Below are 19,327 nucleotides of genomic sequence, written 5' to 3'. Positions count from 1 at the left end.
ATACTTCTAAAAAACTAATATAGATCTGATTCGGTTGTATTTTTGCTCTATGTATAATAAAAAGCGCTACAATATTATAGGTGTAATGTCCGGAACTTCGCTTGACGGCATTGACTTGGCCTTAATTGAGTTTTGGCTAGAGGCCGAAAAGTGGAATTTTGAGATAAAAGAATGCGAAACAATCTCTTATTCTAAAGATTGGCAGGAGATTTTGAAGACAGCAGTGAATTTCGGTCAAGCGGAATTGCAAAAGTTAAATATTGAGTTTACCAAATTGTTGGCGGATGTGATTTGTGAGTTTATAAACAAGAATAATCTTGAAAATATTACCGCAGTTTCTTCGCACGGACATACGATTTTGCATCGGCCTGCCGAAGGTTTGACTTTGCAGATTGGAAATTTACCGCAGTTGAGCAAACTTTGCCACCAAAAAGTGGTTTGCGATTTTCGCATTCAAGATGTGATGCTTGGCGGTCAGGGCGCCCCACTTGTGCCAATTGGAGATGAATTGTTATTTGGTGAGTACGACTACTGCTTGAATCTTGGTGGATTTTCGAATATTTCCTTTAATAAAGATGCTAAAAGAATTGCCTTTGATATCTCAGCGGTGAACACAGTTCTAAATTTCTATTCGAATCAATTAGGATTTGATTATGACGATTGCGGAAATATTTCCAAAACTGGAGAGATTGACTCGGAACTTCTAGCCGAACTTAACGATTTAGAATATTACAAAAAAGCTTTTCCGAAATCGCTAGGAATGGAAGATGTCCGAGATACTCTATTACCCTTGATAAACTCCTACTCTATTGCTACCGAATATAAAATGCGCACGTTTGTAGAACATATTGCTTTTCAAATTGCTGCAGTTTTGCCCGAAAAAAAGCATTCGATTTTGATAACTGGTGGCGGTGTTTACAATGATTTTCTGATTGAAAGATTAAAATGGCTTTCGCCGAATAGTCACATCATTATTCCCGAACCGAAGATTATCGAATATAAAGAGGCATTGATTTTTGCGTTTTTGGGTCTTTTGAAGCTGAGAGGAGAAATCAATGTTTTGTCAAGTGTCACTGGCGCGAGCAGAGATCATAGTTCGGGGAATGTGTTTGAATAGATTGAAGTTACCATTAAAAATTAAGCTACTTATATTTTCGAATAAATCTATCTGAACGATGAGCAAAATACTAACGTTATTATTTTTCCTCGCTGCAAACCTCACTTTTTCGCAAAATTATATGGAAGGAAAAAGATTGTATTGCAAATCTGAAAATCCTGAGGCGATGAAATCATTTGATGGTGGAATCGAAATTTTGTATCTAAATAAAACTTTAGACAAAAAGTATCTAAAACTTACTGCCGAAGTTTTTTTTGAAGCATATCAAAAAGACACTACTTTTTGCGACGCGCTATTTTTTACTGGCTATACAATGAGTCTGCTAGGCGATCAGAAAGCAATTTCGTTTTATCTAATGGCTGATAGTTTGGCCAATAACCGATCGGTGGAGTTCAAAATAAATTTAGCTTCTGAATTCATAAAGTTTGGTACAGAGAAAAGTATTACGCTTGCGCGAAAAAAGTACAACGAGATCAAACAATATTTTCCTGAAGATCCAGAAGGTTACTACGGTCTTGCACTTACTTCGGCTATGTTTGGTGAACCAAAAATAGGTCTAGAAAACCTTGATATATCAGTGGAGAAATATAAAAAGAAAAATCTTGAGGTACGATCTGAAGTAGTGTATTTAAGAGGGATTTTACTCGCACAAGACAAACAATACGAAGAAGGATTAGTGCATCTTGAGAGGTCTTATGATACGCATAAAAGAGATGAGCAATTTAAAATTCATTATGCGCTCTGTTTGCTTAAAGTTTCTGAAATTCGAAGAGACCCAAAAATGATGCAGAAAGCCAAAAAAATCTATGATAAAATAGAAGACAAAAGCAGCATTTCGGCGGCAACTGCAAGTTTGTTGGTTTTTTAAAAAATTTGTCGCTTCTCAAATGGATTAGCACTCTCTCGATTTAAAAGCAATGCAGAATCTATACTCGCAGAAATTTCCGAAATTTTGAAGCGAAAATGGTCTAACAATTGATTAAAACATCTCAGATCTCGGATAATCGGCAAATATTCACTTTATTTGCTTATATTAAATCAGCAATTATATAGCAGAATCTACGTTATCTGTTATTAGAACTATAAATCAGAAATTTTTCAATATTATCTGTATGAAAATACTACAAACCGAACAGGAACAGAAATCGTTTTTATACACCACCATCAGCTTTGTGGTAATCATCCTTTTGTTGTTTCTCCTAAAGTTTACCAATGAAATTTCTATCAGCGATCTTGAAGGAGGCGGTGGTGGCGGTGATATTGCGGTAAATTTTGGCGATAGTGATTTTGGGCAAGGCGATAATTTTACCAATGTCGAAAAAGTGAGCGCTGCACCAAAACCTACTCAAACTCCGGTAAGTTCGGAAAACGAAATTTTAACTACTGATAATATCGAAGCTCCAGCAATTGCGGCAGTTAAGAAAGTTGAAAAAGCCCCAAAAGCTGCGGTTGCAACTCCAGTTCCGGCAAAACCAAAACCATCAAAATCAGCAACTGATGCATTAAATGATTTATTAAATGGTTCGGACAAAGGGGGCGATGGAAATGACAATAGAGCAGGAAATAAAGGAAAAGCATCTGGTACAACAGGCGCAACTGGTTACGAAGGCGGCGGCGGTTCTGGTACAGGTAGCGGTGGCGGAAACGGTTCAGGACAAGGAATCGGAACTGGAAGCGGTTACGGATCAGGCTCTGGAGCCGGACGTGGAAATGGAAATGGCGATTATCTTTTAGGAAACAGAAAAGCCTTAACAAAGCCACAACCAAATTACATTTGTAATGAGCAAGGAAAAGTGGTTGTAGAGATATCCGTGGATAAAACAGGAAAAGTTGTCAGCGCAAATGCTGGAGCTCGTGGAACTACAAATGCTGCTAGGTGTTTACTTGATCAGGCAAAAATTGCCGCTATGAACACAAGATGGCAAGCTGACGCAAATGCGCCCGCGACTCAAGTTGGGAAAATTGTTTACAACTTTAAACTGACAGATTAAACTTCATATACATCGAATGACTTACAAGGAAACGGCCGAATGGATGTTTGAAAAACTTCCTATGTATCAGCAGCAAGGCAAAACTGCCTACCGAAAAGATTTGACCAACACACTATTGTTGGCGGAGCATTTGCGAAATCCAGAAAAAAATCTCAAATTCATCCATATTGCTGGTACAAATGGCAAAGGATCTACAGCTCATACCCTCACTTCTATTTTAATGGAGGCAGATTATAAAGTTGGACTCTTTACTTCGCCACACCTCAAAGACTTCCGAGAACGCATAAAAATCGATGGCAAAGAAATCAGCGAAGAGTACGTAATTGAATTTATAGCTACAAATAAAGAATTCTTCGAACACAATAATCTAAGTTTCTTTGAAATGACTACAGGCTTGGCTTTGCAGTATTTTAAAGCAGAGAAAGTTGACATTGTAGTTATGGAAACAGGAATGGGTGGCAGATTGGATTCTACTAATATCATCACTCCTATTGTCTCGGTTATAACCAATATAGGATTAGATCACGTTCAGTTTCTTGGAGACACTCTCGGAAAGATTGCTGGAGAGAAAGCAGGAATTATTAAACAAGATATTCCTGTGGTAATTGGCGAATATACTTCTGAGACAAAAACCGTTTTTGAAGAAATTGCAAAGAAGAGAAATGCTCCTATATACTTTGCTTCCGATTTACAAAACGCCGCATTGGAATCCGATTTAAAAGGTGCTTATCAGAAAGCGAATATGAAAACCGTCAAGCAGACAGTCGCCGTAATTAATCATGGTGGACAACTTAAAATTAGTGATGAAGCCTGCAAACTTGGAATGTTATCTGTGGTACGAAACACTGGACTTTTGGGAAGATGGCAAGTGCTACAACAGAATCCAACAGTAATTTGCGATACCGCTCACAACAAGCACGGATTGACAATTGTGTTACAGCAATTACAAGAATCAACCTTTGACAATCTTCATATCGTTTTGGGACTCGTCAACGATAAAGATTTAGAAGAAATACTAAGCTTATTTCCTACAAATGCTAAATATTATTTTTGTTCTCCAAATATTTCTCGCGGTCTTGATGTTTTGATTTTAGCTCAAAAAGCTGCTGAATTCTCTCTTGTTGGAAATTCTTTTAGTTCAGTTTCAGATGCTTACAAAGCCGCAGCATCACAAGCATTGCCGACAGATTTAATCTATGCTGGTGGTAGCACATTTGTGGTTGCAGAAATTTTAAATATTTTTTAGAAAAACTATTGTGCAATACAAAAAGAGGCTTATATTTGCACTCGCAATCAGGGCGATTAGCTCAGTTGGTTCAGAGCATCTGGTTTACACCCAGAGGGTCGGGGGTTCGAATCCCTCATCGCCCACAAAAAAAAGCAGAAACGAAAGTTTCTGCTTTTTTATTTTCCAGAAGTGTCAAAAGCGTAGCTTTTGTAAGCTTGTGGAAAATAAAAAAGCGAACTATGACCGAAGGGAGTAGTTTTGGCTTTTCATTGTAGCATTAAGACCTTCTAGGATCACCGCAGGTAATCCCTCCCAAATTTTCCACAATTGTCAAAAGCGTAGCTTTTGTAAGCTTGTGGAAAATAAAAAAGCAAACTATGACCGAAGGGAGTAGTTTTGGCTTTTCATTGTAGCATTAAGAACTTCTGAGATCACCGAAGGTAATCCCTTCAAAATTTTCCAGAAGTGTCTAAAGCGTAGCTTTTGTAAGCTTGTGAGAAATAAAAAAGCGAACTATGACCGAAGGGAGTAGTTTTGGCTTTTTATTGTAGCATTAAAATCTTCTAGGATCACCGAAGCTAATCCCTCCAAAATTTTCCAGGAGTGTCAAAAGCGTAGCTTTTGTAAGCTTGTGGAAAATAAAAAAACGATCCACAACCAATGGACATGGATCCCGATATTACCTATAGTAGCTTTTCTTTTACTAGATCACAGATGGTAATCTTACTAATTTTATTTAGACAAAAACATAGCTTTTGTCAGAATTTAAAATGTAATAAAACAATTCGCAATCTGAGCCAAACCAAGTTCTGAGTTTAATTATTACATGATTTTCTTAACAATTTGCAGCCTACTATATCTCATAACTTAAAATTTCTCTGTTAGATTATATTGCGAAGTGTTTAACAAAGTGAAAAGATTTGCCCCAAGTATCCTAAAAACATTAAAAAAGGGACGGATATTTTTAACTTTATTTGTAATTTGAAGGTTTGTACTTATTTTTCTCCTCGCTGTGCGCGTTCGCTCTATTACTAATCATTAAATTTAGTTTTAAATCTATGTTTTTAAATTATAAACAACTTTTTCTTTACACACTGTTTTTTGCTTTAGTTTTTATCAATCACAGCTACTCAGGTACAAATTTACAACTTACTAAAGATAGTGTCTCTTCCGCAAAATTAAAAGTAGGCTACGCGGGAACGGAACCATTTGTAATTCGTCAAGGACAAACATGGAAAGGAATTTCAGTAGAAATTTGGGAAAATGTGGCCAATGCCGAAAAAATTAATTACGAAATCAAACCCTTTAATAGTGTATCTGAAGCTATCAGAGCTCTTTCGATAGGAGAAATTGATGCTGTTATTGGACCTGCCAGTATTACCTCTACCAGAGCAGAAAAAGTGGAGTTCACCCAACCTTATTACCAAGCAAGTTTATCTATACTATCCAGAGTGGATGACCCCAGCATTATTGATAGGATAGCTCCTTTTTTTACAATGAGTTTATTGTACGCGCTATTTGTCTTCCTATTCATACTTGCAATTGTAGGAACACTTCTGTGGTTATCGGAACGAAAAGTTTCTCCAGAGCAGTTCCCACACGATGCTCCACGCGGAATAGCCAATGGAATGTGGTGCGCAATTGTCACAATGTCTACAACTGGTTATGGAGATATTGCACCGGTGACATTAGCGGGTAGAATTATTGCAGGCACCTGGATGATTATATCGTTTATTTTTGCCACCTCAATGATTGCAGGTATCGCAAGCACTTTGACGCTTTCAGGTCTCGGAACAGTGCAGGTTTCAAGTGCTGAGCAGTTTGTCAATAAAAAGATCGCCGTATTAAAAGATTCGCCTTCAGCAGATTTCGTCTTGGAAAATAATGGCCGAATTAATACCATTACAAACCTCAAAGAAGGGTATGAACTGCTTAAAAGTAAAAAGGTAGACGCGGTTGTTTTTGATAGGCCACAGATGAGGTATTACTTGGAACAGAATCCAGATAAAGAAATGATTATATCGGTTGCAGAATATTTAAAACAAGGTTATGGCTTTGCATTTCCATTAAATTCTCCACTTGTCTTCCCCATAAATATTCAATTATTAAAATTAAAAGAAGATCATAGTTTAAAAACCATTTCAGAAAATTACTTGGGAACGCCTAGTGAATTATAGATTTTAAAAATCCTCTTTAATTACAACATATTTAATTTCACCACATAACTTGAATAATCAGATATCAGGAAAGACTAAAATAATTAAATTATAATTTCTATTATATTGAATTATCTAATCCTAATAAGTGAAAGCTCTATATAACTTACAAAAGCCACTTTCATCATGTATAAAAGTGGCTTTACTATTGTAATTTAGCAACTACAGCAATTCAAGCGTGCGTTCTAAAGCCATACCACGCGAACCTTTAATTAATATGGTGGATTTTTGAATAGAAAGATGTCTTAATGCAGTAGAAAATTCATCGAATGTTTCATAGAATCTGAATGTGTCATTTTTAACTCTTTCCTTAAAAAAATGTTTTCCTACAAAATAAACCTCGATGTCAGATGAGAGCAATGACTCTATAATATTTTTATGTTCTTTTTCTCCTTCGTTCCCGAGTTCAAACATATCTCCTAAAATTGCTATTTTAGAATCACCCTCCAGTTGCTTAAAATTCTGTAGAGCGGTCGCCATACTGCTAGGATTGGCATTGTACGCGTCAAGAATTACAGAATGTTCTTTTATAGCAATCATCTGGGAGCGATTATTTGTAGGAACGTAGTGCTCAACAGCATCTTTAATGTCGCGACTATTTACCTCAAAATAACTTCCAATTGCAATTGCAGCTTTTATATTTTCTGCATTATAAAGACCTAATAACTGCGATTGGATTACGAGTCCATTGGCGATTAGTTGTACGAATGGTTTTGCTTGAACGTCGGAAAATAATAAATCTGCTTTGTGGTCATTTTCAGAAAAACTATATCTTTGGATTTGGGATGTTTTATCTTTTTGGATGGGATCGTCAAAATTTACAAAAGCCATTTTATTCGATGTTGAAAGATAAGTATACATTTCACTCTTCCCTTTAATTACTCCTTCATAACCGCCAAATCCTTCTAAATGAGCTAGACCAAAATTCGTAATGTAGCCAAAATCTGGAGTTGCTAGAGAGCATAGGAATTCGATTTCCTTTTGGTGATTTGCACCCATTTCTACAATTCCGAGCTCTGTCCCTTCATTAAAAGAAAGCAATGTTAGTGGAACTCCAATATGATTATTTAGATTTCCAACAGTTGCTTTAATTTTATATTTTTTTGACAGCACAGCGGCAACAGTTTCTTTTGTGGTCGTTTTTCCATTACTACCTGTAATAGCAATAATTGGCAGATTTAAAAATTTTCTATGATATTTTGCAAGCTCTTGCAAAGTAGCAAGCGAATCTTCGGTAAGTATCGTTCGATCGTCTAGATAATAATCTTCATTATCAATTAGAGCGTAAGCAGCTCCATTTTGCAATGCCTCTTTTGCGAAAGAATTTGCGTCAAAATTTTCTCCTTTAAGTGCTACATAAAAGCAATTTGAAGTTATTTTCCTTGTGTCTGTTGCAACACCGTCACAACTAAGAAATATTGAATGAATTTCACTTATTGTCATTTGAAAATGTATTAAAAGAAAAAAAGCCCTACTAGAGGGCTTTTTTTTATTACTAAAGAATTATAAATTAATTACGTGCTCTTTTCTTTTTGTCAGATTTTGGTCCAACTCTAGACATTGCACATCTAAATCCGATATAGTCTGTAGCCATATCTTGTGGAAAATATCTTCTTTGTGCAGGATCTAGCCAGTAAGCTCTATCTCTCCAAGATCCACCTTTATAGACACGTACATTGTTGTCAATAAGTGTAGTTCTCTTACTTGAGACATCATACTTTCTTACCATATTACCTAGACTATCCGTCGTGATATTATGTTTTGGAGAATCATACATTCTTTTTCCTTCTTTGTCTAGATCTGCATCTTCTGCTCCACCAAAGTCAAAGTAACGAGTAGATTGTTTGTCACCATCTCTGTAATCTTTATTATCAGATTTGCTAAAGTTTTGTCTTAGGTATGTCTCATTTTCATCAACTGGTATCTGAGCAATTTCCCCAGGATAGTTTCTAGCGATGATTTTTCCGTTTGCCAAAGTATCATAAACTTGAGTATCCGCAGTCACAATTTCTACAGTACCGTCTTCACCAATTTTGTTTTTCATGTAAACGTTACCTCTATAGTAGTTGAAGTCATTGTATTCGTCATCAACTATAGGACGGTAAACGTCAGCAACCCATTCGGCAACGTTACCAGCCATATCATACAGTCCAAAATCGTTTGGCGGATATGATTTAGCTTTAGCTGTAATATCTGCACCATCGTCAGACCATCCAGCGATTCCACCATAATCTCCCTTACCTTGTTTGAAGTTGGCAAGTTGGTCACCCATTACTTTTCTTTTACTATTACGAGTATATTTTCCTGACCAAGGGTATTTCTTTTGCCCTTTGTACATATTATACTCTCTGTTGCCTACATCTGCAGCAGCTGCATATTCCCACTCTGCTTCAGTTGGAAGTCTATATTCAGGATTAATAAGTCCAGAAGAGCGGTTAGCATAAACATTTGTACTATCTGCTTTACTTCCTTTTCTACCTTTTTTAAGTACTAACTCTTCATCTCCACCAAATGTTTTAGATGGTGCATTGATGTAAGTCTCAGTACTGAAAGTACTTTCTGCGGTTGCACCTAGTTTAGCATCTTTCTTCAAATATTTGTTTTGCTCCAGGATGTTTTCATTAACACGATCTGTTCTCCATTTACAAAATTCAACTGCCTGAATCCAATTTACACCTACCACAGGATATTCCGCATAAGCAGGATGCCTAAGGTAGTTGTTAGTCATAGTTTCATTGTATCCAAGTCTGTTTCTCCATACTAATGTATCAGGTGAAGCTCCTTCGTAGATGTTTTTGTAATTTTCTTCTGTTGGAGGAAATACTCTTTTCAACCAATCAAGGTACTCCATGTACATCATATTGGTAACTTCGGTTTCATCCAAATAAAATGATTGCACGTGTTGTTGGTTTGCAGAGTTATTCCAGTCATGCATCACATCATCTTGTACCTTACCCATAGTAAAAGTACCACCTTCAACCATAACTAATCCTGGTCCCGCCTCTTGCTTCTTAAAATTAGTAGCATATTGGAATCCGCCATTTTTATCGTTGATCTTCCAACCAGTTGCTCGTGACGAGTTTTTGGAGCTTGATTTTTTGCTACAGCTAGCAAAACTAAATACTAATGCTAGGGACAGCATCAGCTTAACAACCATAATTTTATTTACTTTCATATTTAGTAGGTAATAAATTTTCGAGCCGCAATATAACAATTCCTTAGTAAACTGCAACCCGTTTTCTATAATAATATATTAAATTTTGATGGGCGGATTTTTGCCCAAAATAACTTAACGCAAAGATGACAAAAATATTATAAGTATTTTAGCATTTTATTGTAGAAATTTGCCGCACTAATTTTGTACTTCTGACGTTCATATCCTGATGAAAAATATCTTTTTACTCCTTATTACACTTTTTACAAACCTGATTCTAGGCCAAAACAGCAAGTCTGTTGAGCTTGCTTGGGCCGCTACTAATACATACCCTTTTGAGACATATACTGTTCAAATTCCGCACTTTACAGCTGAATATTTCCGATATAATGTTGCAGAGAAAAGCATTTTAGCTTCGGTTACCATTCAACAAATTTCAGTTGCCAACCCATCTTCTCTGGTTATTTCTGACGTCGTTTTTGAATCTATTAATTCGATTGGAGATTTAGATCCTGCTGAAATTCCTGCAAAACTTATTTCAAATTTGCGAAACAATCGCGCTCGAGATGTGTATTATACTACAATTTCGATTAGTCCTATTATTAAAGAAGGAAGTGTTTACAAGAGAGTGAAATCTTTTACCTATAATTTTTCTACTGAAAATAATAAAATTTCGTCCACAACCTCCGCACCTGCTGCTCTTTCTAATTCTGTGCTACGATCCGGCGATTGGTATCGCTTTTACGTTGAAAAATCGGGAGTTTATAAAATATCAAAAGATTTTTTAAGGTCACTAGGTATGAATGTCAATGCTGATCCTAGAAATCTCAAAATTTATGGAAATGGTGGTCGAATGCTGCCATTGGCAAATTCAATTCCCTATCCGATGGATTTGGCAGAAAATGCCATTCAGGTAATTGGCGAAAGTGACGGAGTGTTTAATGACAATGATTATATTATTTTCTATGCGGAGGGTGTAGATAATTGGAATACTGAAAGTCAAACTCACAGCAATCTTTATGCTGATAGATCGTATTATTATGTTACCATAAATGGTGGCGTTGGAAAAAGAATGAGCTTATTAGATCCGCTGGAAAATGCGATCCCAACCAAAAATTACACAAAGTACGACGGCTATCAATATCATGAGCGTGACCTCATTAATGTTGTACGTTTAGGGAGATTATGGGTTGGAGAGCAATTTAATGTTCAGAATGTTCAAGAATTTTCTTTTGAATTTCCTCAGATTGATCTAGCATCTCAAGTTGGAATTACCGTGAGAGCAGCGGCAGCAGCTTTTACTCCAACCAATTTTTCTGTAGAAGCAAGTGGACAAAATGTTGGCACTGTAAATATATCGGCATTATCCCCCGACGGCGACCGTGAACTTTACGATAATACTTTTATAAAAAACAATGCTTTTGCAGCAGCACAGAATATTAAGATTAAACTCACTTACAATAATAATGGTGTGCCGGGCTCAAAGGGATTTTTAGATTATATTATCCTTCGAGCTACCAATAACTTATCGGGCTACGGCAAGCAGTTTCGTTTTCAAGTAAATGAATCAGCATTAGAGACAGGAATTGGACAATATACTATAAGCAATGCAACTTCAATCGCGGAAGTTTGGGATATTACGGATATATATAATGTTGGAAATATTCAAAATTCTGGCACCACCGGAACATATTCTTTTAAGGCGGTTTTAGGCGAACTTCGTAAGTATATTGCAGTTGATCCATCTAATTATTATTCGCCATCAAAAGAATCACAGGCTTACGTATCAAATCAGGATTTAAAGGGAAGTATTTTAAAGACTGCGCAAGGCCAATATCTTGATGTCGATTATCTGATTATTACGCCCGCATTTCTTTCAATGTCAGCAGAAAAACTTGCTAATTTCCACAGACAATATTCAAATCTGAATGTAAAGGTTGTAAAGCTAGAAGACATCTATCAAGAATTTTCCTCAGGCAAACAAGATATTGCTGCAATCCGAAACTTTATAAAATACGTATATGTCAACGCGAGTCTGCCACAAAGAGCCGTAAAATATGTAAATCTTTTTGGAGATGCATCTTTTGATTACAAAAACAGAATCCCAAATAATACTAATATAGTGCCGATTTATCACGCCCTTTATAGTTATTCTACCAGTGAGGCTTCGTATGCTTCTGATGATTTTTTCGGACTTATGGATGAAAATGAAGGGAATATCGGATCTTCTTTTGGCGGTTTAGATATCGCCATCGGAAGAATGCTCGTCGCCGACCCTAGACAAGCTGATGATATGGTGCAAAAAGTTATTGATTACCACGATCCTAAATCTTATGGAAGTTGGCGAAATAACATTGTACTAATTGCGGACGATGCAGATAGAGTATCAGATGCAAGTTTGCAACAGCGGCAAAATCAACTATCCGATCGGATCTTTAATGAGAAGCCTTTTATAAATGTAAATAAAATCCTCTTAGATTCTTACGTTCAAGAAACAGGTTCAGGCGGAAAAAGATACCCACAAGCAAGAGAGGAGTTATTTAATAATTTTGAAAAAGGAGCGTTGGTCTTTAACTATCTTGGTCACGGCGGACCAGAAGTGCTTTCCGGTGAGCGTATTTGGGAAAAAACCGATGGACAAAATCTCCAAAATAAATATAAATATCCTTTATTTATAACTATCACTTGTGATTTTTCGAAATTTGATGATCCATACAGACCCACCGCTGGTGAGTACACTTATTGGAATCCTAGTGGGGGCGCAATTAGCATGCTAACCACGATTCGTTCGATTAATCAAAGCGGCGCCGAGCCTTTTAACGATCGTTTGTCTGAATTTCTTTTCGGCTACGGTCTCGGGCCGACCACTCAAACTACGATTGCAGAAGCCTTACGATTGGCTAAGAATAGCAATCCTAGCGCATCGTCAAATGTTGTATTCTATATTGGAGATCCAGCTTTGATGTTGGCTTTGCCACAACCTAAAATCAAACTTACAAAGGTTAACGATGTGTCCGTTACAGGAAATATCGAAGATTTAAAGGCACTTGCCCCAATAAAATTAACCGGAATTGTTACAGATCAATTTGATAATTTGATGACGACCTACAATGGTGAGCTTTCTGTGAATATATTTGACAAAATGATTGATAGGCTTACGCTAAATAATGATGGAAATGCTGCCCCAATGCCCTTTAAAGTTTTAGGAGAGACCATTTTTAGAGGAAATGCTACTATAAACAATGGTGCTTTTGAATTTTCTTTCGTTGTACCTCGTGATATCAGAGTACCTGTAGGAAATGGCCGAATTAGTTTTTATGGGAAAAGCACGCAAGTTACACAAGACAAAACAGGTTTCGACAATATTATTAAAGTAGGAGGCATCAATGCCAATGCCGCAGTAGATGTTACGGGACCAACCGTAAAACTATATATGAATGATCAAAATTTTATTTCTGGAGGAATAACCAATGCATCTCCAATATTTTTAGCTTTTTTAGAAGATGAAAATGGAATAAATACCGCGAGTGGAATTGGTCATGATTTGATCGCTATTCTAGATGGAGACGAAAGTAATCCCTACGTGCTAAATGATTATTTTGAAACTGAACTTGACAATTTCAAAAAAGGAAAAATAAAATTCCCTTTCCGAAATCTTTCCGTCGGATTGCATACATTAACATTTAAAGGTTGGGATGTCTATAATAACCCGGTAACCTCCGAACTTCAGTTTGTGGTGGTCGGTGATGAATCAATTACGCTTACCAATGTGTTAAATTATCCAAATCCATTTGTCAATTATACCCAATTTTGGTTTACACATAACCGTCCTTTTGAGCCACTTCAGGTGCAAGTTCAAGTTATCACTGTAACTGGAAAAGTAGTGTGGACAACCAATCAAATTGTTACAACAGAAGGATTTACGTCTCGAGAAATTTCCTGGAACGGCCGTGATGATTTTGGTGATAAAATTGGAAAAGGTGTCTACGTATACAAGCTCACGGTCAAATCTTTGGTAAGCAATACACAGACGGAAAAATACGAAAAACTTGTAATACTTTAATAAAATACTATATTTGTCTAATTCTTTTTTTAAAAATTTTTATGAAAAAAATCTCAATATTATTTGCCTTTTTACTGGTCCAGCAATTTGGTTTTTCGCAGGACAGAGTGATCACAACAGGAGTTCCGTTTTTATTAGTTGCAGCAGATGCTAGGTCAGCCGGTTTAGGTGATCAAGGAGTAGCAACTTCGCCAGACGCTTATTCTCAACAGTACAATCCAGCAAAATTCGCATTCTCTCAGGAGGCTCAAGGATTTTCCCTTAGTTACACGCCTTATCTTACAGATCTTGTAAATGATATTTCTCTTGGTCAGATCACCTATTTTAATAGGTTTAATGAGCGTAGTGCATTTGCAGTAAGTTTACGTTATTTTGGTCTAGGTGAAATTGAGCTTAGACAAAATTTTGATGACATTCCTAATGTTGTAAAACCAAGTGAGTTTGCAGTCGATGCATCTTACTCGCTTAAATTGTCAGAGACTTTCTCGATGGCAGTTGCAGGGAGATTCATAAACTCAAGTTTAAAAATTCCAGATTCTCAAGGTGATGCTTCTGCAGCTAGTACATTTGCAGTCGATGTAGCAGGTTTCTACCAATCAGAAGAAATTGCTTTTAATGATTTTAATGGTCGCTTTAGAGGAGGCTTCAACTTCCAAAATATGGGACCAAAAATCAAATACGACAAATCAGCTGGAGATAACAATGCAAATTTTATTCCTGCCAATATGAAAGTTGGTGCTGGATTTGACTTCATCTTTGATGAGTACAACAAAGTTTCGCTTACCGCAGAGTTTAATAAGTTATTAGTTCCAACTCCACAAAATCCAGATATTAATGGAGATGGAGATGTAACTCAGGAAGAAATTATTCAGACTAACGAAGACTACAGTAATATAGGATGGGTTTCTGGGATGTTCAAATCATTTGGTGATGCTCCAGACGGATTTAGCGAAGAGCTTAAAGAGTTTACATACGCTGCAGGTGCAGAATATCTTTACCAAGACTCTTTTGCATTTAGATTAGGATATTTTAACGAAAGTATAGAAAAAGGAGCTAGAAAGTTTTTTGCTTTAGGTGCAGGTTTCAAATACAATGTAGTTAAAGTAGATGTTTCATACCTATTCTCAGCTTCAAAAGTTAAAAATCCGTTAGAGAACACACTTCGTTTCTCATTAACCTTTAACTTCGGTGAAAAGTACGATGAATATTAGACCAACACTTTATTAATTCAGATAAAATCCAAATTCCATTCGTGAAATTTGGATTTTTTTTTCTGTATCTATCTCAGTTTAAAAAGTTTCTATTATGAAGAAAATCTCAATTACCAGCTCTTTCGATGTTTTTGATTCGATGACAGAATTGCCAGAAGTAGTTCAAAAATTGATGCTACAAGCGATTGAAGCTCGAAAAGTTGCCTATGCACCTTATAGTAAGTTTAAAGTTGGTGCTGCAATTTTATTAGAAAATAATGAAGTTGTAATAGGTTCCAATCAAGAAAATGCTGCCTATCCTTCGGGGCTTTGTGCAGAGCGAACTGCGATTTTTTATGCTGGTGCAAAATATCCAAATGTTGCGTTCAAGACACTTGCGATTTCGGCAACGTCAGATGCAAATCCTACCCTTGCTCCTATTCCACCTTGTGGCGCGTGCCGACAGTCAATTGCCGAATATGAATCACGACAATCACACCCTATCGAAATATATTTTATGGGTGAGTCCGGAAAGGTATATCGCTCAGAATCATTAGAAAACTTACTCCCGCTATCTTTTGATAAAAACGTGTTATAAATTTTAGTTCTACAATCGAATGTAGTAATTTTGCGATTCTCTAGCTTTCGCTAAATTGCCAAAGATAGAATTCACCTATGCATTAATTTTTTACAATAAATATGTTATGAAAGAAATAACAAAAGAAGTTTATTTGAAGTGGTACGAAGATATGCTGCTTTGGCGAAAATTTGAAGATAAATTAGCTGCACTATATATACAACAAAAAGTTAGGGGATTTTTACATTTGTACAATGGTCAGGAAGCAGTTTTAGCAGGAGCGTTACACGTAATGAATCTGGATACTGACAAAATGATTACTGCATACCGCAACCATGTTCAGCCAATAGGAATGGGAGTTGATCCCCGCCGAGTAATGGCAGAATTAATGGGTAAAAAGACGGGTACTTCTCACGGTATGGGGGGCTCTATGCACATCTTTTCTAAAGAAAAAGGTTTTTATGGTGGGCACGGAATTGTAGGTGCTCAAATTCCCGTAGGTGCAGGAATTGCATTTGCAGATAAATATTTTGAACGAGACGGCGTTACTTTAACTTACTTTGGTGATGGAGCTGCAAGACAAGGTTCACTTCACGAAGCTTTTAATATGGCTATGCTATGGAAACTTCCGGTAGTATTTATTGTCGAAAACAATGGATATGCAATGGGGACTTCGGTAGAAAGGTCAGCAAATCATACTGATATTTGGAAATTGGGCCTTGGCTACGAAATGCCTTGCGGTCCAGTTGACGGAATGAATCCTGTAAAAGTTGCTGAAGCTATGGACGAGGCAATCAGTAGAGCAAGACGAGGCGATGGGCCAACATTTCTTGAAATGAAAACGTATCGTTACAGAGGACACTCAATGTCTGATGCGCAATTGTATCGCTCAAAAGACGAAATAGAAGAATACAAAAAGATTGATCCAATCACACAAGTTTTGGATGTAATCAAAGAAAATAATTACGCAACCGAAGAGGAAATTGAAGCAATGGATCAACGAGTAAAAGACTTGGTTCAAGAATGTGTGGATTTTGCTGAAGAATCAGAATTCCCAGAAGTTCAACAGCTTTATGATGTTGTGTACGACCAAAAAGATTATCCATTTATTCCTCACAAACTATAATATACTATGGCACATAAAATAACAATGCCTCGCCTTAGCGATACTATGACTGAGGGAACAGTGGCGAAATGGTTAAAAAAAGTTGGCGATAAAATCGAAGAAGGAGATATCCTTGCCGAAATTGAAACTGACAAAGCAACTATGGAGTTTGAAGCTTTTGAAGCTGGAACTCTTTTATATATTGGACTTCAAGATGGCGATTCGGCTCCGGTTGATTCACTGTTAGCAATAGTTGGAAAAGAAGGCGAAGATTATAAATCTTTACTTGAAGAAGGTAATGATTCAAAAGAAGAGGATTCGAAAGAGGACTCTAAAGAAGAATCTAAATCCGAAGACAAAAAAGATCAAAAGTCAGAAGATAAATCTGAGGATTCAAAAGAAGATAAGCCGAAAGAGGATTCATCAAAATCTAAAGAACTTCCAAAAGGAGTTGTTGTTGTAAAAATGCCACGCCTTAGTGATACTATGACGGAAGGGACTGTTGCAACTTGGATTAAAAAAGTTGGCGACAAAATAGAAGAAGGAGATATTCTTGCTGAAATCGAAACTGACAAAGCAACCATGGAGTTCGAATCTTTTAACGAAGGAACTTTATTATATATCGGAATCAAGGAAGGTGAATCTGCTCCAATTGATAGCATTCTTGCGATATTAGGACCTGAAGGAACTGATGTTAGCGGGATTGCAGACAACTTTTCTTCGCATGAAGAAGATACTTCTAATGATAAGAAAGAAAAATCAGAAGACTCAAAAGAGGATAAAAAAGAGGATAGATCAGAATCGAAAGAAACTGCTTCAACCGAAGAAAAATCTACTTCTTCTAGTTCATCAAATGATGACAAACGCGTATTTATTTCGCCATTAGCGAGAAAAATTGCGGAAGAAAAAGGAATTAATCTAAATGATTTAAAAGGTTCTGGCGAAAATGGCCGAATCATTAAATCGGATATAGAAAATTATAAGCCACAAGAAGCAAAACCTGCTGCTCAAGCTGCTCCGGCGGCTGCTGCTTCAGGACAAACTTCTGCGCCTGCGCAAGCCGCTGCACCTGCACGACCATTTGTTGCTGCTGAAGAAACAGATGTACAAGAAGTGAAAAATTCGCAAATGCGCAAGACTATTGCTCGCAGACTTGCTGAATCAAAATTCACTGCTCCTCACTATTACTTGACTATTGAGGTAGTGATGGATCAAGCGATGGCTTCAAGAAAAACTATCAATTCATTGCCAGATACTAAAGTTTCGTTCAACGATTTAGTAATCAAAGCCTGTGCGATGGCTCTTAAAAAACACCCTCGTGTCAATTCTACTTGGAAAGAGGATGTTACAGTAATTAACCACCATGTTCATATTGGTGTGGCAGTAGCAGTCGAAGATGGATTACTTGTTCCTGTTTTACCTTTTGCAGATCAACGCACTTTGACTCAAATTGGTGCTGAAGTGAAAAACCTTGCATCAAAAGCTAAGAATAAAAAATTACAACCATCAGAAATGGAAGGAAGTACCTTCACAGTTTCTAACTTAGGAATGTTTGGAATTTCTGAATTTACCTCAATTATCAATCAGCCAAATTCTGCGATCTTATCTGTTGGTGCAATCGAAGAAAAGCCAGTTGTAAAGGATGGTCAAATTGTAGTTGGAAATACAATGAAATTAACGCTTGCTTGCGACCACCGTACTGTCGATGGCGCAACGGGAGCAGAGTTTTTACAAACGCTTCGTCAGTATTTAGAAAATCCAGTGACAATGTTAGCATAATAAAAATTTTACCTTTTACTATATAGCAGCTGTGTGTTTTCATACAGCTGTTTTTTTTATAATTTGATTTATTTGAAAACACCATTTATTTTCCGTTTGATTCTAATTGTCCTCACCTTATTTGCTGGCCAACTTACGCTTGCGCAAATAAGTATAGTAAGTTGGAATTTACAGAATTTAGGACAGTCCAAATCGCCTGAAACTTTAGAGCAGATTGCTGATTTTGTGAGAGATTATGACATCGTAGCCATTCAGGAAGTTGTCGCCGGATATGGCGGAACGCAAGCTGTGGCTGCTTTGTCAGATATCCTAAATAGAAAAGGCGCAAGGTGGATGTACGTCGTTAGCGATCCAACTCAAAGTAGCGCGTACAAAACAGAACGGTATGCCTATTTCTGGAAACCATTCAAAGTTCAGCTCATAAATAAACCATTTCTGGAAAAATTTTACGCTCTCGAAATAGATCGTGAGCCCTTTTTTGCTGATTTTAAGTATAACGGAAAAATATTTACTTTGGTGAATTTTCACGCTATTACCAAGAAGATGCAACCTGAAACTGAGATTAAATATTTCAAATTCCTACCGGATTTATATCCTACAAAAAATCTAATATTTCTAGGAGATTTCAATTGTCCACAAACACATTCGGTTTTTAATCCTTTAAAGAAAATGGGTTATGAATCTGCTTTTCAAAATCAGAAAACTACCTTGAGGCAGAAGTGTTTTAATAATGATTGTCTTGCTTCCGAATTTGATAATTTCTTTTACAAAAGTGATAAAATTAGGTTTTTAAAAGCCGAAGTAATTCATTTTTATAAAAAGTATGAGGATGTCAAATTAGCTCGAAAACTATCAGATCATATTCCGATTTTGATGATTTTTGATTTACTTTAAAAAAGAGTTGTAG

Annotated in this window: 13 protein-coding genes and 1 tRNA gene; 12 read left to right on the top strand and 2 right to left on the bottom strand. The window is 36.6% G+C overall.

The annotated features are described in order from the left end of the window. Positions 1 to 49: 49 nt before the first annotated feature. The 6 genes from SBO79_RS05570 (at position 50) to SBO79_RS05545 (ending at position 6,513) form a co-directional block, all read left to right on the top strand. Positions 50 to 1,117 carry an anhydro-N-acetylmuramic acid kinase gene (locus tag SBO79_RS05570; RefSeq protein ID WP_318642732.1) on the top strand — a complete coding sequence of 356 codons (1,068 nt, stop codon included), beginning with the start codon at positions 50 to 52 and terminating at the stop codon, positions 1,115 to 1,117. 58 nt (positions 1,118 to 1,175) lie between these two features. Then, positions 1,176 to 1,985: a tetratricopeptide repeat protein gene (locus SBO79_RS05565; RefSeq protein ID WP_318642730.1), complete on the top strand. Its 810-nt coding sequence runs from the start codon at positions 1,176 to 1,178 to the stop codon at positions 1,983 to 1,985. A 244-nt stretch (positions 1,986 to 2,229) separates the two neighbouring features. Continuing rightward, on the top strand, positions 2,230 to 3,108 hold the full coding sequence (locus SBO79_RS05560) for an energy transducer TonB (protein ID WP_318642729.1): 879 nt from the start codon (positions 2,230 to 2,232) through the stop codon (positions 3,106 to 3,108). Positions 3,109 to 3,124: 16 nt separating this feature from the next. After that, the gene (locus SBO79_RS05555; protein WP_318642727.1) at positions 3,125 to 4,354 is read left to right on the top strand and encodes a bifunctional folylpolyglutamate synthase/dihydrofolate synthase; all 1,230 of its coding nucleotides are present in this window, start codon (positions 3,125 to 3,127) and stop codon (positions 4,352 to 4,354) included. A 50-nt stretch (positions 4,355 to 4,404) separates the two neighbouring features. Then, positions 4,405 to 4,479 (top strand) — tRNA-Val (locus SBO79_RS05550). A gap of 915 nt (positions 4,480 to 5,394) precedes the next feature. After that, entirely contained in the window at positions 5,395 to 6,513 is a 1,119-nt protein-coding gene (locus SBO79_RS05545) for a transporter substrate-binding domain-containing protein (protein WP_318642725.1), read from the top strand. A gap of 201 nt (positions 6,514 to 6,714) precedes the next feature. Here SBO79_RS05545 and SBO79_RS05540 read toward each other — a convergent pair whose 3' ends face one another. Then, on the bottom strand, positions 6,715 to 7,995 hold the full coding sequence (locus SBO79_RS05540; RefSeq protein WP_318642723.1) for a UDP-N-acetylmuramoyl-tripeptide--D-alanyl-D-alanine ligase: 1,281 nt from the start codon (positions 7,993 to 7,995) through the stop codon (positions 6,715 to 6,717). A 67-nt stretch (positions 7,996 to 8,062) separates the two neighbouring features. Then, complete coding sequence (gene gldJ / locus SBO79_RS05535) at positions 8,063 to 9,727, bottom strand: gliding motility lipoprotein GldJ (RefSeq protein WP_318642721.1); 1,665 nt, start codon at positions 9,725 to 9,727, stop codon at positions 8,063 to 8,065. A gap of 208 nt (positions 9,728 to 9,935) precedes the next feature. Here gldJ and porU point away from each other — a divergent pair, with 208 nt between their 5' ends. The 6 genes from porU to SBO79_RS05505 all read left to right on the top strand — a co-directional run bounded on the left by porU (position 9,936) and on the right by SBO79_RS05505 (position 19,314). Continuing rightward, complete coding sequence (porU, locus tag SBO79_RS05530) at positions 9,936 to 13,769, top strand: type IX secretion system sortase PorU (RefSeq protein ID WP_318642719.1); 3,834 nt, start codon at positions 9,936 to 9,938, stop codon at positions 13,767 to 13,769. Positions 13,770 to 13,810: 41 nt separating this feature from the next. Beyond that, positions 13,811 to 14,980, top strand: a complete 1,170-nt coding sequence (gene porV / locus SBO79_RS05525; protein ID WP_318642717.1) for a type IX secretion system outer membrane channel protein PorV — start codon at positions 13,811 to 13,813, stop codon at positions 14,978 to 14,980. Positions 14,981 to 15,074: 94 nt separating this feature from the next. Further along, positions 15,075 to 15,557 carry a cytidine deaminase gene (gene cdd, locus SBO79_RS05520; protein ID WP_318642715.1) on the top strand — a complete coding sequence of 161 codons (483 nt, stop codon included), beginning with the start codon at positions 15,075 to 15,077 and terminating at the stop codon, positions 15,555 to 15,557. 106 nt (positions 15,558 to 15,663) lie between these two features. After that, positions 15,664 to 16,662, top strand: a complete 999-nt coding sequence (pdhA, locus tag SBO79_RS05515; protein ID WP_318642713.1) for a pyruvate dehydrogenase (acetyl-transferring) E1 component subunit alpha — start codon at positions 15,664 to 15,666, stop codon at positions 16,660 to 16,662. A 6-nt stretch (positions 16,663 to 16,668) separates the two neighbouring features. Then, on the top strand, positions 16,669 to 18,420 hold the full coding sequence (locus SBO79_RS05510) for a pyruvate dehydrogenase complex dihydrolipoamide acetyltransferase (protein ID WP_318642711.1): 1,752 nt from the start codon (positions 16,669 to 16,671) through the stop codon (positions 18,418 to 18,420). 72 nt (positions 18,421 to 18,492) lie between these two features. Beyond that, positions 18,493 to 19,314 carry an endonuclease/exonuclease/phosphatase family protein gene (locus SBO79_RS05505; RefSeq protein ID WP_318642710.1) on the top strand — a complete coding sequence of 274 codons (822 nt, stop codon included), beginning with the start codon at positions 18,493 to 18,495 and terminating at the stop codon, positions 19,312 to 19,314. Positions 19,315 to 19,327 lie beyond the last annotated feature (13 nt).

This window comes from Flavobacterium ardleyense (genome assembly GCF_033547075.1).
In the GTDB taxonomy this organism is placed as follows: domain Bacteria; phylum Bacteroidota; class Bacteroidia; order Flavobacteriales; family Flavobacteriaceae; genus Flavobacterium; species Flavobacterium ardleyense_A.
The sequence above is the reverse complement of the archived record's forward strand: the minus strand, read 5'-3'. Positions and strand labels throughout refer to the sequence as shown.